This is a genomic window from Methylosinus sp. KRF6 (genome assembly GCF_018887255.1).
Lineage (GTDB): Bacteria > Pseudomonadota > Alphaproteobacteria > Rhizobiales > Beijerinckiaceae > Methylosinus > Methylosinus sporium.
Window position 1 is genome coordinate 4,098,115 of sequence record NZ_JAHLJF010000001.1, and the last position, 14,263, is coordinate 4,112,377.

Consider the following 14,263-nt stretch of genomic DNA (forward strand, 5'->3'; position numbering starts at 1 on the left):
ATCGACGAGTCCGGTCAAAGGACGGGTACCAAAGAGTGGGGAGAGGCAAGGGCCGTCCCCGCTCTTTGTGTATGTAGAGGCGCGATAGAGCTTTTCATTCGATAGATAGCTACTGCCTATAAAGCGCGGCGCCCTCCGCCTGAGGCTCCACTCGCAACCTTCGGAGAAACGGAAATGTCCATCAAGCGGATCGGCGCCGGCGCGCGCATGAGCAAGGCCGTCGTGCATGGCGGCGTGATCTATACGGCGGGCCAGGTCGCCGACGCCGCCAAGGGCGGCGCGGTCGCCGATCAGACGCGCGAGATCCTCGGACTCATCGACACGATTCTGCAGGAGGCCGGCAGCGAGAAGGCGAAGATTCTCTCGGCGACGATCTACCTCGCCGACATAGCGACTTTCGCCGAGATGAACTCGGTTTGGGACGTCTGGGTCGACAAGAGCAATCCGCCGGCTCGCGCCACTGTCGAGGCGAAGCTCGTCACGCCCGATTACAAGGTCGAGATCGCCGTCATCGCGGCGCTGTGACGCCGGTCAGCGGATTGTCCGGATCATAGGCGTAGCGCAGGGTCTCGAAGCGCATGGAGCGGGCGTCCATCAGCAGCAGGCGCCCGACCAGCCCCTCGCCGAAGCCGACGATCTCGCGGATGATTTCCAGCGCCATCATCGCGCCGACGATTCCGGTGAGCGCGCCGAGCACGCCGGCCTCCTCGCAGCTCGGCACGGCGCCCGGCGGCGGCGCGGCGGGGAAGAGACAGCGATAGGTCGGATTGGGCTTGCCCGCAGCGTCGCTCTCGAAGGGGCGCAGCGTCGTCAGCGAGGCGTCGAAGCCGCCGACCGCCGCCGTGACGAGCGGCTTTTTTTCGTAGAAGCACGCGTCCGAGACGAGATAGCGCGTCGAGAAGTTATCGGAGCCATCGGCGACGATGTCGTAGTCCGCGATCAATGTTCGCGCATTCTGCTCGGTGAGGCGCAGCGCATGGGGCTCGACATGCACATGCGGGTTGAGCCGATGGATGGCGTCCTTGGCGCTGTCGACCTTCAGCCGTCCGACCGCGGTGGTATGGTGGATCACCTGCCGCTGCAGATTGGACAGCGAGACCTCGTCGTCATCGACAATGCCCAGGACGCCGATGCCCGCCGCCGCGAGATATTGCAGCAGCGGCGCGCCGAGCCCGCCCGCGCCGACGACGAGCACGCGCGCCTTCTTCAGCCGCTGCTGGCCCGGCCCCCCGACCTCGCGCAGAACGATATGGCGGGCGTAGCGCTCGATTTCTTCGGCCGAGAGGCTCATGTCGTTTTTCCTGCGCCGAAGCTCACGCGGCGGCCGCGTTCGTCGTAATATTTAGCAGCTTCGCGGCGAGCGCGAAATCGGAGGAGAAGATGACGCGGCCTCCCCTCGACCCCCCGGCGCCAGAGGCGCAGGAGCGTCTCGCTACGGCGATCCAGAGCAATCCGCACAATGCCGTCATCCTGGAGCGTCTGCCGACCCTTCGGCTCGCCGACGTCTGGCTCGTCGCCGGCTGCCTGTTCCAGACGGTTTGGAATCTCGACTGCGGCCGGCCGGCGACGCAGGACATATTCGATTACGACATTTTCTATTTCGACGACGATCTCTCCTATGATGCGGAGGATCGCGTCATTCGCCGCGCTCGCGCGCTCTTCGCCGATCTTCCGATTCGCGTCGATTTGAAGAATCAGGCGCGCGTGCATCTTTGGTATGGCGAGCGCTTCGGTCCGGGCTATCCGCAGCTGCGCAGCAGCGCCGATGGCGTCGATCGTTTTCTCATCGAATGCACGCGTGTCGCCGCGCGCTGTGTGGACGGCGCGCTGGAACTCTATGCGCCGGCGCGTCTCGACGATCTCTTCGCGGGCGTGCTGCGCCCCAATCCGCTCAATCTGCGGCCGGAGCTGTTCGCGGCGAAAGCCGCGAGCCTTCGCGCGCGCTGGCCCTTTCTCACCATCGCCGAAACAGACGCGTGATCCGCGCGGAAGCGTTTTCGCGCTTGCATAAAACGACGTCGCAGACTTTCCTTGAACAGGCGCTGATTCGGGCGCTTTGTCCCGCAAGGACCGTCTATGACTCTACCGGCCCCGCCCACCGGACTCTATCCCGAAGACTATGAGAGAATCGAAGCCGCGGTGATGGAGACCGTGCGCGGCCGCTGGTTCCTGCTCGAATATGCGCGCCGCCAGCGCGTCGAGGAGACCGAGCGGCTGGTGCTGGCGGTGGATCGGCTGGAGCGCGCCGCCGCGCGCGTGGAGGAGCAGGAGGCCGCTTCCGATTGGCGCCTGCCGCGCCGTCTTGTCGAGCGGACGCAGGAATTCGCGCGCACGCTGCGCGCCAGCGGCGTCGAGGAGAAGCTCTGCGCGCAGGCCGATGCGCTGGTCGAGCAATTTTCCAAATTGCTCGATGCGCCTGCGGCGGAGCCGGAAGAAGCGCCGCGCGCGATCGTCGAGGCCGCGGCGATCGAGATCGTCGACGAGCCGCGTGAAATCCTCGAGGAGCGCGTCGAGTTCGAGACTTTGGCGGAGGCCGAGATCATCGAGCCCGAGCCGGTCGACGCCCAGCCGATCTCGGTCGAATCCTTCGAGGCGGAAGCAGTCGTCGGCGAGTCGATCGAGATCGAGGCCGTCGTTTTCGAGCCGGAGCCTGTCGCCTTCGAGCCCGAGGTCGTGCAGATCGAGGAGCCGCCGCAGGCGATAGAGATCGCCGAATCTGCCGCCTTCGCCGAGCTGGCGTCCAATGAGATCGTGTTCGAGGAATTGGTCGCTCGCGCGATTCTGCCGGAGGAGACCGCGCCGCTCGAGCTCGATGCGCCCAAATTCGGTTCGTCCGAGATCAGCCTTTCGAAACTCGCTCCGCCGAAGGCCGAGCCGGCGGGACCGGTCGATCCGCGCCTCGTCGCGCTGTCACGGCTCGATCATCTCTCCCTGCACGAAAAGCTTCGGCTGTTTGGCTGACGAGGCCTTGCCGGCGGCCGCCTGAGCCGCCGCCTCGACGCCGTTCTGATGCGCGAGCGCGACATTGCCGAGAAACTGCTGCGCGCTCGCTTCCCATGTGAAGGTCAGCGCATGGGCGCGTGCAATGGCCCGCGGAATCTCCGTCGCCGCGAGGCAGGCCGCCTGCAAATCTTCGCTGAGAACGCCGGCGCCGCTCGCGCCGACGACATCGAGAGGCCCCGCCACCGGAAAGGCGGCGACCGGCAAGCCGCAGGCCATGGCCTCCAGCAGCACCATTCCGAAAGTGTCGGTGCGGCTCGGAAAAACGAACACGTCCGAGCTCGCGTAGAGCGTGGCCAGCTCGGCGCTGGTCTGCACGCCGAGGAAACGCGCTTGCGGGTAGGCCGCCTCGAGCGCGGCGCGCGCCGGCCCGTCGCCGGCCAGAAGCTTCGTGCCGGGGAGATCGAGCGCGAGAAAGGCTTCGATATTCTTCTCCACCGCGAGCCGGCCGGCATAGAGATAGATCGGCCGCGGCAAACCGAGGTCGACGGCCTTCTCCGGATGAAAGAGCTGATGGTCGACGCCGCGCGACCAGCGCATCAGCCGGCGGAATCCCCGCGCGGAAAGCTCCTGCGCCAGCGTCTGCGTCGAGACCATCGTCCCCGCGCCGCTATTGTGAAAGCGGCGCAGCAGCGCATAGGTCACGCCGACAGGAAAGCGCGTGCGGGCGTGAATATATTCGGGAAAGCGCGTGTGATAGCTCGTGGTGAAGCGCCGGCCCTGGCGCAGGCAGCAGGCGCGCGTCGCCAGCCCCACAGGCCCTTCCGTGGCGATGTGGACGTGATCATAGCCCTGGGCCAGCCGTTTCGCCGCCGCCCCGGCCGTGGCGAAGGCGAGCTGAATTTCCGGATAGGTCGGCATTGGGATGGAGGAGAAGTCCTGCGGGGTCAGGAAATCGATCGATGCGCCGAGCGCGCTCGCCGCGCTCGCCATCGCCTCCAGGGAACGCACGACGCCGTTGACTTGCGGACGCCAGGCGTCCGTCGCGATCAATATCCGCATCAGGCGGCGGCCCTCGCCTGCGGCAGGGCCGGCGGCTGCTGGGCGGCGGCGGCCTCGGCGGCCGCCAGCTCCTTGGCGGTCTTGCGCCAATAGAGAATCTCGAAGCGGCCGTCCGGATGCTCGGCGATCGCGGTGCAGCTCTCGACGAAATCGCCGGTGTTCACATAGAGCATCCCCTCTATGTGGCGGATCGTCGCGTGATGAATGTGGCCGCAGACGACGCCGTCCACGCCGCGCCGCGCCGCTTCCGCCGCCAGAGTCTGCTCGAAATCGCCGATGAAGTTCACGGCGTTCTTCACCTTCAGCTTGGCCCAGGCGGAGAAAGACCAATAATCGACGCCGAACAGGCGGCGCGCGCGATTGGCCCAGGTGTTGGCGAAGAGCGCGGCCTCATAGGCCCAATCGCCGAGAAAGGCGAGCCAGCGCGCGTGGCGCACCACTATGTCGAACTGATCGCCGTGGATGACGAGCATTTTCTTTCCGTCGGCGGTCTCGTGAATGTCGGTGTCCGCGACCTCGACGCCGCCGAACTCCATGCCCGTATAGTCGCGGGCGAATTCGTCGTGATTGCCGGGCACATAGACGACGCGCGCGCCCTTGCGCGCCTTGCGCAGCAGCTTCTGCACGACGTCATTGTGCGCCTGCGGCCAATACCAGCCGCCCTTCAAGCGCCAGCCGTCGACGATATCGCCGACGAGATAGATGGTGTCGGCGTCGTGATGCTTCAGAAAGTCGAGCAGAAGCTCGGCTTGAAGCCCTCGCGTGCCGAGATGGAGATCCGACAGGAACAGCGTCCTGAAGCGCTTGGCGCTCTGCGAATCGGCCAATGAATCGTTTGCGGTCATTTCGACGCGCTCGCCTCTTTTTGTGCCGCAGCGTCTCCTTCCCACCAGATTCTTGTTGCGTAACGATGACACCGGCCGAGGCGCGAATGGCGAAGGCGAATTTCCCGTTCGATATTTCGAACGAATTCGAGTACTAGCCGAGCGGATCGACGAGGAGCGGATGTCATGGGTGTGGAAGGCCGCGAGAAGCAGAAGATTCTGGAGGCGGGAGCTCTGGCTTTGTCCGGCCAGCTCGGCGCGACTGTCCAGCGTCTGCGCAAGGCCTATAATCTGTCGCTGTCGGAACTCTCCCAGCAATCCGGCGTCGCCAAATCGATCATCAGCCAGATCGAGCGCAACGAGACCAATCCGACGCTCGCGACCATCTGGCGCCTCGCCCAGGCTCTCGATGTCTCCATCGAGCGTGTGCTGCAGACCACGGAGGACGAGCCTTTCCTCGAGAAGACGAGCCGAGCCGACACGCCGATTCTCGTCTCCGACGACGGCAAGTGCCGGCTCGCCATAATCGGTTGGATCAAGACCGTAGAATGGCTGCAATTCTATGAATTCTCCGCCGATCCGGGGGGAGTTCTCGAATCCGAGGCGCATCAGCGCGGCTCGGTCGAGAGCCTGTCCTTGCGCGAGGGCGAGCTCGAGGTGGAGGTCGCCGGCGCCAAGGAGATCGTGCGGGCGGGCGAGACGCTGCGCTACCGCTGCGACCGCCCGCATGTGATCCGCAATCTCGGGCCGAGCGCCGCTCAAGCGACGATGGTCTGCATTCTCAAAGCCGCCGCTATGGAGTGAGCGATTGACGAATTTCGAAAGAACGGACGCGGCCGATCGTCTGGCCGAGCCCAAATTGTCTCTGCTGCAGGCGTCCATCTATGCGATCGTCGGCGTGCAATTGCCCTTTTTCGCCATTTGGCTGTCGTCGCGCGGGCTCGACGCGCTGGAGATCGCCGCTCTGATGGCCGTGCAGCCGGTCATTCGCATCGTCTCCATGCTGGTCGCTTCGCATCGCGCCGACCGCATCGGCGACCATGGCGCGCTTCTCGTCGGCTGCGTCGCGGCCATGGCGGCGGCCTTCGCCATGATGGGCCTGTCCACGGGCTTTGTCCCGCTGCTCGTCGCGGCGGCGATGGTCGCGCTGGCGCAGGGGCCGCTGGGGCCGCTCGCCGATGGCGTCACCTTCGGCGAGGCGCGCCGCCGGCGCGATCTCGGCCTGCCGCAGCTGCATTATTCCTGGGTGCGAGGCTGGGGCTCCGTCGCCATCCTCGTTTTTCTCATTCTGAGCGGTCCCGTGGCCGGCAGCCTGCCGGTCGAGGATATCATCTGGCTGCTGACCGGCGTCGCCGTTCTGGCCTGCGCCGCCAGCCTCGTCTCGCTCATCGGCCTCGCGCGGCCGGCCGTCATCGCCGGTCGCCGCAGAGCCGCGCCGATGGAGCGCGTCGAGATCGTCGCATTGGTCATCGCCGCCGCGACCCTCGTCCAGAGCTCGCACGCCATGGTCAACACTTTCGGCGCCTTGCATTGGAAGGCGATGGGGCACGACGACACTTTCATCGCTTTCGCCTGGGTGGCGGCGCTGGCGACCGAGGTCGTGGTGTTTCTGATGGCGGGCCGCTGGTTCGGCGGCGAGCGGAACGCGGCCTATTTTCTCGTCGCGGGAGGCATAGGCGCGGTCGTGCGCTGGATGCTGATGGCCGCCGACCTGCCCCCGACCGGCATTTTTCTCGCCCAGGCGCTGCATGGCGCCTCATGCGCGGCGGTGCAGATCGGTCCGGCCTATCTGCTCGCCGAGCTCGGCGGCAAGGAACGGCTCGCCCAATCGCAGGCGTGGCTCGCGGCGGCGATCGCCGGCGGAACCAGCCTGCTCACATTCTCGTCGGGCCCGCTCTATTCCGCGGCCGGCGAGCACGGCTATCTGGCGATGGCCGCGGTCGCTTTTGTCGGCCTTCTGCTCGCGGCCGCGGTCGTTCAGATCACTTCGGGTCATCGTGCGAAGGCCGAGCCGCTGGAGACTCGCGCCGACGCCGAGCCGGAGCGCAGCGGCGCCTGAGCCCTCTCTTACGAGAGGTCGCCCATGTGCTTTTGCGAGTAGAGCTGCACGCCGAGCTGCTTGATCAGCTCGAGCTGCGTCTCCAGGAAGTCGATATGACGCTCCTCGCTCTCGACGACCTCTTCGAACAGCAGCTTGCTGACGCGATCGTTGATCGACAGCGCATAGGCCGCAGCCTCGAGATAGAGCGCGCGGGCGTCGACTTCCGTGGCGAGGTCGAGGCGGATGATCTCCTCGACCGACTGGCCGATGCGCAGAGGATCGAGGCTCTGCATGTTCGGAAAGCCCTCGAGGAAGAGGATGCGATGCACGAATTTATCGGCGTGCTCCATCTCCTCGATGGATTCGTGACGCCACTTCTTGCCGAGCTCCTTGAAGCCCCAATTGTCGAGAATGCGATAATGCAGCCAGTATTGATTGATCGCCGTCAGCTCGGCGCGGACGCCGCGGTTCAAATATTCCAAGAGCTTCGCGTCACCGCGCATGTTGTTTCCCCTTCCGCCCGGCCAGAGCGGACCGGGTCAAGCAGCCAATTCGTCGGCGCGACAATTATCGCATTCACCGGCTCCGCTGCAATGATCGGACGGAACCGCCGCATGTTGGTCGACGATCGCGCTGATGTTGCGCGCGCATCGGCCGCAGCGCGGCTCGCACCCCATATGCCGGAAAATCGCGCCGACGCTCGGCCGATCCGATCTTCCCCCGAGAGCTTCGCGGACCTGTCCGTCCGAAAGCACATTGCAAGAGCAGACGATCATCTCCGCACCTAGTTTGGAAAGGTTGTAAACTAGCTGTGATTTCAGTAGCTTATCGTACCGTTCCGGTTCTGGCTAGAGGCCTTTGTCGGCTTTCCGACAGCGGTCTCGGGGATCACGGAGACTTCGCAAATCGCGCGCCACGGCCATTCGGCCGCGCCAGATTATTTGTTGTGGATAAAAGACGCGGCAAGGCCCGGGGCGCGCTCGCGCCCGGCTCTTTTGAAAATCTTTCGCGTCAAGAAAGGCTTCAGACGAATCTTCGCGCCGAATCTTCGCGCCTCGAACGCAAGGGCAGGATCCGATGTCAGATCTCGCAGACCTTTTTCCCGGCTTCGCCTCGCAATGGATCGACGCGCCCGCCGGCTCCATTTTCGTCCGCTCCGCCGGATCGGGGCCGCCGCTGCTGCTGCTGCACGGCTTCGGCGAGACGCACGTCGCCTTTGCGAAGCTCGCGCCGCGGCTCGCCGAGCGCTTCTTCGTCGTCGCCATGGATTTGCGCGGCTATGGCTGGTCCTCCGCGCCGGCGAGCGAGAAGGGCGAGGCCTATACGAAGCGCGCGCAGGGCGAGGACGTCATCGCTGTGATGGAGAAGCTCGGCCATGTGCGCTTCTCGCTCGTCGGCCATGATCGCGGCGCGCGCGTCGGCTTCCGCCTGGCGCTCGACCATCCGGGACGGCTGGAGAAGCTCGCTCTGCTCGACATAGCCCCGCTCGAGGAATCGCTCGGCGACGCCGGTCTTCTGCGCGTCGGTCGCGCGCGTCTGCTGTCGCAGCCGGCGCCAAAGCCCGAGCAATTGATCGGCCTCGATCCGAAAGGCTTTCTCACCGATACGCTGGCGAGCGGAACCAAGAGTGGAACGCTCGACGTTTTCGATCCGCGCGCGCTCGCCCATTATCGCGCGGCTTTCGACGAACCCTCGCGCATTCACGCCTTTTGCGAGGATTTTCGCGCCGGCGCGGGCGTGGACCGCGAGCTCGACCTCGCCGATCGCGCCTCCGGCGAGAAGATCGTCGTCCCCACTCTGGCGCTATGGGGCGCAGCGAGCTTTTCCGGCCAGGGCGAGGCGTTGCTCGCGCAATGGCGCGAATGGGCGGAGGATCTTCGCGGCGTCGAGATCGACAGCGGCCATTATCTCGCCGAGGAGGCGCCGGAGGCGACGCTCGCCGCGCTCGACCTTTTTCTGTGAGCGAATTTCCCTTCAGCGTCGCTGTTGCGCTCGGCGGCGGCGGCGCGCGCGGCCTCGCGCACATCGCCGTGCTGGAGACGCTGGACGAATTGGGCGTGCGCCCCTGCGCCATCGCCGGCGCGTCGATCGGCGCGATCATCGGCGCCGCTTACGCCGCGGGCTTTTCCGGCGCGGAGCTGCGCGCCCATGCGGAGGCGACATTCCGCAATCGCGTTCGCCTCGCGCGCCGGCTGCTGCGCTCGCGGGCGCGTCGGCGGGGGCGCACCTTCTCCGATCTCGCGCATCCGGCGCTCATCGATGCGGAGCGTTTTCTCGATTCCTTCTGGCCGCAGGGAATGCCGCAGACTTTCGAGGAGCTGCAAATTCCCTTCATCGCCGTGGCGACGGATTTTCGCCTGCGCCGCGCGGCCGCCATTTCCTCCGGCCCGCTGCGCCCGGCCGTCGGCGGCTCCATGGCGATTCCAGGTCTCGTACGGCCGGTCGCCTATGGCGACAGCTATCTGATCGACGGCGGCCTCGTCGATCCGCTGCCTTACGATCACCTCGCCGGCCGCGCCGATATCGTGCTCGCCGTCGACGTCTCCGGCGCCGCGAGCGGGCGTCCGCGCAATCGGCCGCCCTCGCCGATCGAGACGATCGTCGTCGCCAGCCAGATCATGATGAACGCCATCAGCGAGCGCATGATCGAGGAGAGCCCGCCCGATGTTCTGATCTCGCCCGCGGTCAATCAATATCTCGCGCTCGATCTCTTCAAGGCCAAGCGCATCTTCGAGGCGGGCGACGCCTGCCGCGCGCAGGTGATCGAAGGATTGCAGAGCGCCGCCGCGCGGCTTTCGCTTCAGCGCCGCGCCTGAAAAAAGGCGCGCAGCAATTCGGCCGCCTCGCTCTCGCGCAAGCCGCCATAGACCTCCGGCGCATGATGGCAGGTCTTCTGCGAGAAGAATCGCGCGCCATGATCGACGCCGCCTCCTTTCGGATCTTCCGCGGAGTAATAGAGCCGACGAATGCGCGCGAAGGAGATCGCCGCCGCGCACATGGCGCAGGGCTCGAGCGTGACATAGAGATCGCAATCGACGAGCCGCTCGCTCCCGAGCGCCGCGCAGGCGGCGCGTATGGCGAGCATCTCCGCATGAGCCGTGGGGTCCTTGTCGCGCAAGGTGCGATTGCCCACGACCGCGATGATCTCGCCATTGCGCGCTATAGCCGCGCCGACGGGCACCTCATTGGCGGCGAAGGCTTCGCGCGCGGCGTCGAAGGCGGCGGTGAGGGGGTCGGTCATTCGCCCTGTTCGCTTCGTCTCGCGCCAAATGGGCGCCATAGGGCTCTCGTCGGCCGAGCGGGCCGAATATCGAACACGGCCCGACGCGAATCAAGCGGTTGAATTGCCGCCCGTCCGAGCGGTCGCTTGAAATTATAGTTCAAAGAGCTATAGTTTGTAGAGCTATGGGGCCGTGGTGCGCGTCTTCAAAATCAGATGGTTTGCGCGGTTCGCCCGCAGCGAGCGGATCGACGACGAGAGCTTGAGCGACGCGATCGGGCGCGCCGCGCGCGGCCTCATCGACGCTGATTTGGGCGGCGGCCTCATCAAGCAGCGCGTCGCCAGACGGGGCCGAGGACGTTCCGGCGGCTATCGCATGATCATCGCCTTTCGCGTCGAGGAGCGCGCTGTTTTTCTTTACGGCTTCGCCAAGAACGAAAGGGAAAATATCGAGCCGGACGAATTGGAGGATTTGCGCCTCGTGGCGCGCGGATGGCTCGAAGCGACATCGGAACGCATCGAGGCGGCTCTCGAGGATGGAGCAATTCAGGAGGTGCGACATGACAAAGAAAGCGACGCCTAGCGAGGCTACGAGCCGTTTGCGTGAGGCCATTCTCGAAACCGCGGGAGACATGCGCCGCCTCGGAATCATGGACGAGGCGAGTCATGCGAAGATCACATTGCGTCAGCTGGACAAGGACCGCGCGCCTGCGCCCGCGCCGTTCACGGGCGAGGAAATCCGCGATCTCCGCGAGAAGGCGCGGTTGAGCCAAGCGGTCTTCGCCCGCTATCTCAACCTTACGGTGGGCTATGTCTCTCAGCTCGAGCGCGGCGCAAAACGGCCGAGCGGCCCCGCGCTCGTTCTGCTCGACCTCATCCGCCGCAAGGGCATAGAAGCGATCTTCTAGACCGGCGTCCCCTCAATCCCCGCCGGTCCATTCCACCTCCGCGCCGAGCATTCGCAAATTCTCGACGAAGCGCGGATGCGCGCGCTTGATCGGCGTCGCGTTGTGGATCATCGAGCGCCCTTCGATGCTCGCCGCCAGCATCAGCAGAGCGATGGCGACGCGGATGATATAGGGGCTCTCCACCTGCGCGGGGACCAGCGGCTTGCCGCCGAAGGCGATCAGCCGATGCGGGTCCGACAGAAACACATGCGCGCCGAATTTGGAGAGCTCGCCGGTCCAGCCCAGCGCGCCGTCATAGACCTTGTTCCAGAACATCACGCTGCCTTCGGCCTTGACGCCGAGCGCGATGAAGATCGGCAGAAGATCGACCGGCAGATAGGGCCAGGGCGCCGCCTCCACCTTTTGCAGCACATTGCGGGTGAAGGGCTCCGCCACTTTCAGCGGGCCGTTGGCCTTGGTCTTCGACCAGCCGTCCTCATGGACGACATGCACGCCGAATTTCGCGAAGGTGCGGTCGATCAGCGGAAACTGATCGGGCGCGGAATTCTTCACCTCGACGCCGCCGCCGGTGATCGCGCCCAGCGCCAGAAAGGTCGCGACCTCGTGGAAATCTTCCGTGAGATGGAACTCGCCGCCGGAGAGGGAATCGACCCCGTCTATGGTGAGCTGCGAGGTGCCGATTCCGGAGATGCGCGCGCCGAGCGTCTGCATGAAGGCGCAGAACTCCTGCACATGCGGCTCGGAGGCGGCGTTGTTGAGCTTGGACTGGCCGCTCGCCAGCGCCGCGCACAGCACGAAATTCTCGGTGGTGGTGACGGAGGCGTAGTCGAGCCAGTGCCGCGTCGCGCGCAGTGGGCCGTCGGAGCGGATGACGAGCGAATCGTCGCTGCGCTCGATCGTCGCGCCAAAGGATTTCAGCACCTCTATATGCGGGTCGATCTCGCGCGCGCCGAGCGTGCAGCCCTTCACATCGTCCTCTATGCGGGCGACGCCGAAGCGCGCCAGCAGCGGCGGGGCCAGCATGATGGAGGAGCGCATCTCCGCCGGTAGGCGATGGATGGATGGATCGAAGCGCGTGTCCTCATGGCGCAGCTCGAGCAGGCCGGTCGCAAAATCCATCCGCACGTCGCTGCCGAGCGTGCGGAACAATTCGAGGATCTTCTTGACGTCCGTGATCTCCGGCACGCCATGAATGCGCAGCGGCTCTCTGGTCAGCAGCGTGGCGCAGAGAATGGGCAGCACGGCGTTCTTATTCGCGGAAGGGATGATCCTGCCGCTGAGCGGACGTCCGCCATGCACGATCAGATGAGCCATGCCGCCTCCACACCTTTCTATTGCCCCTCGACAACCGAAATAGGGGAGGCCGGCCGCCTTTCGCGGGGCTCCGGCCGACTCCCTACGGGGATTCGAGGCCATAACTCGGATTCATGGCGAATGACGAGTGAAAAAGCGGCCGTCGCGCCTTTCTCTTTGGCCCCGCGACCTGCTATCAGGGCGCGATGACCGACAAAAAGCCAGAAAGACCCGCCCGCCGTAAGGACGGCGGCGACCAGCCGCCGCGTCGCCGCATCCCGGCCAAGAAACCGGCATCGGCCGAGCCCGACGCCGCAGCCAGCGCCTTCGAGGGCGAGCGCATCGCCAAGGTCATGGCGCGCGCCGGCGCCTGCTCGCGCCGCGACGCCGAGATCTGGGTCACGGAAGGGCGCGTCTCCGTCAATGGCCGCGTGCTGGACAGCCCCGCCTTCAATGTGCAGGAGGGCGACCGCATAGAGGTGGACGGCCAGCCGCTCGCCGAGCGTGAGCCGACGCGCTTGTTTCTGTTCCACAAGCCGGCCGGCCTCGTCACCAGCGCCAAGGACCCGGAAGGGCGCGAGACCGTCTTCGGCTTCCTCGAGGAGCGCTTTCCCGATCTGCCGCGCCTCGTCAGTGTCGGGCGGCTCGACATCAATACGGAAGGCCTGCTGCTGCTGACCAATGACGGCGGTCTCGCGCGCACGCTCGAGCTTCCGGCGACGGGCTGGACGCGCCGCTATCGCGTGCGCGCCCATGGCGAGATCGACCAGGCGCGATTGGACGAATTGAAGAAGGGCGTCACCGTCGACGATGTCGATTACGCGCCGATCGACGCCAAGCTCGATCGCGTGCAGGGCGCCAATGTCTGGATCAGCATGGCGCTGCGCGAGGGCAAGAATCGCGAGATCAAGCGCGTGCTCGAGCATTTGGGACTCGACGTCAATCGGCTGATTCGCATCTCCTTCGGCCCATTTCAGCTCGGCGAGCTGGAGGAGGGCGTCGTCGAGGAGGTGCGGCTGAAGACCTTGCGCGAGCAACTCGGCAAGGGCTTGGCCGAGCTCGCCGGCGTTGATTTTTCGTCGTCCCGCCGCGATTCGGACGAGCCGCCGCATATCGCCGCCGAGGAGGCGCGCCAGCGCGCCAAGACGCGCACGCGCAAGCATGTGACGACCTTGCGCGCCGAGCGTGAGGAAACGCGTGGCAAAGGCCCGCGCGCCCGCATAGAGCGCGCCGCCACCAGCGACCGCAAGGGGCGCGCCGTGCCGGTGGAGAAGATCGTGCCCGTGCGCCGCGCCGAGGAGCCGGCGACGACGCGCAACGCCCGCCGCTTCCGCGCCGAGAGGGCCGAGGGGGAGGAGAGACCCGCGCGCGTCGCCGGAGAGCGCAAGGAGCGTTTCGAGCGTGGCGAGCGCGCCCCTCGGCGCGAGGGCGAAGGACGTCCGCCGCGTCGCGAGGGCGGTGCTGCGCGTCCGCGCGCCGGCGAGCGGACCGAGCGTTTCGATCGCGGCGAGCGTCGCGGCTCGAGCTTTGGCGCCGGCGACGGGCCGCGTCGTGAGCGTGCGCCTCGTCGCGAGGGCGAGGGTCGCCCGCCCCGGCGTGAAGGAATGCCGGCGCGCGCCGCATCGGGCGAGCGGACGGAGCGTTTCGATCGCGGTGAGCGTCGCGGCTCGAGCTTCGGCGCCGGCGATGGGCCGCGTCGTGAGGGCGAGGGTCGTCCGCCGCGTCGGGATGGCGCGGAGCAGCGTCCGCGCGCCGAACGGACGGAGCGTTTCGACCGCGGCGAGCGTCGCGGGTCGAGCTTCGGCGCCGGCGATGGGCCGCGCCGCGAGCGGGCGCCGCGTCGTGAGGGCGAGGGTCGTCCGCCGCGTCGGGATGGCGCGGAGCAGCGTCCGCGCGCCGAACGGACGGAGCGTTTCGACCGCGGCGAGCGTCGCGGGTCGAGCTTCGGCGCCGGCGATGGGCCGCGCCGCGAGCG

17 protein-coding genes are annotated in these 14,263 nt (G+C 66.4%); 10 read left to right on the plus strand and 7 right to left on the minus strand.

Annotated features, from left to right (window positions below):
- The first annotated feature begins 174 nt into the window (after nucleotides 1-174).
- The gene (locus KP010_RS19300; RefSeq protein WP_108917605.1) at nucleotides 175-525 is read left to right on the plus strand and encodes a RidA family protein; all 351 of its coding nucleotides are present in this window, start codon (nucleotides 175-177) and stop codon (nucleotides 523-525) included.
- Here the strand turns inward: KP010_RS19300 and KP010_RS19305 are convergent.
- Complete coding sequence (locus tag KP010_RS19305; RefSeq protein ID WP_216281342.1) at nucleotides 509-1,291, minus strand: molybdopterin-synthase adenylyltransferase MoeB; 783 nt, start codon at nucleotides 1,289-1,291, stop codon at nucleotides 509-511. The two genes, KP010_RS19300 and KP010_RS19305, sit on opposite strands and share 17 nt — an antisense overlap.
- 89 nt (nucleotides 1,292-1,380) lie before the next feature.
- On the opposite strand from KP010_RS19305, the gene KP010_RS19310 reads away from it, so the two are divergent.
- Together KP010_RS19310 and KP010_RS19315 are read left to right on the plus strand one after the other, a co-directional pair.
- On the plus strand, nucleotides 1,381-1,980 hold the full coding sequence (locus KP010_RS19310; protein WP_216281345.1) for a nucleotidyltransferase family protein: 600 nt from the start codon (nucleotides 1,381-1,383) through the stop codon (nucleotides 1,978-1,980).
- A gap of 96 nt (nucleotides 1,981-2,076) precedes the next feature.
- A complete protein-coding gene (locus tag KP010_RS19315) occupies nucleotides 2,077-2,961 on the plus strand; it encodes a hypothetical protein (protein WP_216281347.1) in 885 nt (294 codons plus the stop codon).
- Here KP010_RS19315 and KP010_RS19320 read toward each other — a convergent pair.
- Both KP010_RS19320 and KP010_RS19325 read right to left on the minus strand, forming a co-directional pair.
- Nucleotides 2,911-4,002, minus strand: a complete 1,092-nt coding sequence (locus tag KP010_RS19320) for a glycosyltransferase family 1 protein (RefSeq protein WP_166142703.1) — start codon at nucleotides 4,000-4,002, stop codon at nucleotides 2,911-2,913. The genes KP010_RS19315 and KP010_RS19320 overlap by 51 nt on opposite strands.
- Complete coding sequence (locus KP010_RS19325; protein ID WP_216281349.1) at nucleotides 4,002-4,847, minus strand: UDP-2,3-diacylglucosamine diphosphatase; 846 nt, start codon at nucleotides 4,845-4,847, stop codon at nucleotides 4,002-4,004. Before KP010_RS19325 ends, KP010_RS19320 begins: the two co-directional genes overlap by 1 nt.
- Nucleotides 4,848-5,012: 165 nt before the next feature.
- On the opposite strand from KP010_RS19325, the gene KP010_RS19330 reads away from it, so the two are divergent.
- Both KP010_RS19330 and KP010_RS19335 read left to right on the plus strand, forming a co-directional pair.
- Nucleotides 5,013-5,630, plus strand: a complete 618-nt coding sequence (locus KP010_RS19330) for a helix-turn-helix domain-containing protein (RefSeq protein ID WP_108917610.1) — start codon at nucleotides 5,013-5,015, stop codon at nucleotides 5,628-5,630.
- Between the two features lie 4 nt (nucleotides 5,631-5,634).
- Nucleotides 5,635-6,885, plus strand: coding sequence for an MFS transporter (locus KP010_RS19335; protein ID WP_216281351.1), 1,251 nt, complete (start codon nucleotides 5,635-5,637; stop codon nucleotides 6,883-6,885).
- Nucleotides 6,886-6,893: 8 nt separating this feature from the next.
- Here the strand turns inward: KP010_RS19335 and bfr are convergent, their stop codons facing one another.
- Nucleotides 6,894-7,370 carry a bacterioferritin gene (gene bfr / locus KP010_RS19340; RefSeq protein ID WP_108917612.1) on the minus strand — a complete coding sequence of 159 codons (477 nt, stop codon included), beginning with the start codon at nucleotides 7,368-7,370 and terminating at the stop codon, nucleotides 6,894-6,896.
- Between the two features lie 36 nt (nucleotides 7,371-7,406).
- Nucleotides 7,407-7,643 (minus strand): bacterioferritin-associated ferredoxin, encoded by a 237-nt coding sequence (locus KP010_RS19345; RefSeq protein ID WP_108917613.1) that lies wholly within the window; start codon nucleotides 7,641-7,643, stop codon nucleotides 7,407-7,409.
- Between the two features lie 301 nt (nucleotides 7,644-7,944).
- Between KP010_RS19345 and KP010_RS19350 the strand changes: the two genes are divergently transcribed.
- Both KP010_RS19350 and KP010_RS19355 read left to right on the plus strand, forming a co-directional pair.
- Nucleotides 7,945-8,829 (plus strand): alpha/beta fold hydrolase, encoded by an 885-nt coding sequence (locus tag KP010_RS19350; protein WP_142864045.1) that lies wholly within the window; start codon nucleotides 7,945-7,947, stop codon nucleotides 8,827-8,829.
- Nucleotides 8,826-9,683 (plus strand): patatin-like phospholipase family protein, encoded by an 858-nt coding sequence (locus tag KP010_RS19355; RefSeq protein ID WP_142864046.1) that lies wholly within the window; start codon nucleotides 8,826-8,828, stop codon nucleotides 9,681-9,683. Before KP010_RS19350 ends, KP010_RS19355 begins: the two co-directional genes overlap by 4 nt.
- Here KP010_RS19355 and KP010_RS19360 read toward each other — a convergent pair.
- The gene (locus tag KP010_RS19360; protein ID WP_185966562.1) at nucleotides 9,668-10,108 is read right to left on the minus strand and encodes a nucleoside deaminase; all 441 of its coding nucleotides are present in this window, start codon (nucleotides 10,106-10,108) and stop codon (nucleotides 9,668-9,670) included. The genes KP010_RS19355 and KP010_RS19360 overlap by 16 nt on opposite strands.
- 175 nt (nucleotides 10,109-10,283) lie before the next feature.
- On the opposite strand from KP010_RS19360, the gene KP010_RS19365 reads away from it, so the two are divergent.
- Entirely contained in the window at nucleotides 10,284-10,670 is a 387-nt protein-coding gene (locus KP010_RS19365) for a type II toxin-antitoxin system RelE/ParE family toxin (protein ID WP_142864078.1), read from the plus strand.
- Nucleotides 10,648-10,995: a DNA-binding transcriptional regulator gene (locus KP010_RS19370; RefSeq protein ID WP_166142693.1), complete on the plus strand. Its 348-nt coding sequence runs from the start codon at nucleotides 10,648-10,650 to the stop codon at nucleotides 10,993-10,995. Before KP010_RS19365 ends, KP010_RS19370 begins: the two co-directional genes overlap by 23 nt.
- 12 nt (nucleotides 10,996-11,007) lie before the next feature.
- Here KP010_RS19370 and KP010_RS19375 read toward each other — a convergent pair whose 3' ends face one another.
- Nucleotides 11,008-12,309, minus strand: coding sequence for a UDP-N-acetylglucosamine 1-carboxyvinyltransferase (locus tag KP010_RS19375; protein WP_026599323.1), 1,302 nt, complete (start codon nucleotides 12,307-12,309; stop codon nucleotides 11,008-11,010).
- A 185-nt stretch (nucleotides 12,310-12,494) separates the two neighbouring features.
- On the opposite strand from KP010_RS19375, the gene KP010_RS19380 reads away from it, so the two are divergent.
- Nucleotides 12,495-14,263 (plus strand): pseudouridine synthase (locus KP010_RS19380; protein WP_216281353.1); only part of this gene is annotated, 1,769 nt, incomplete at its 3' end.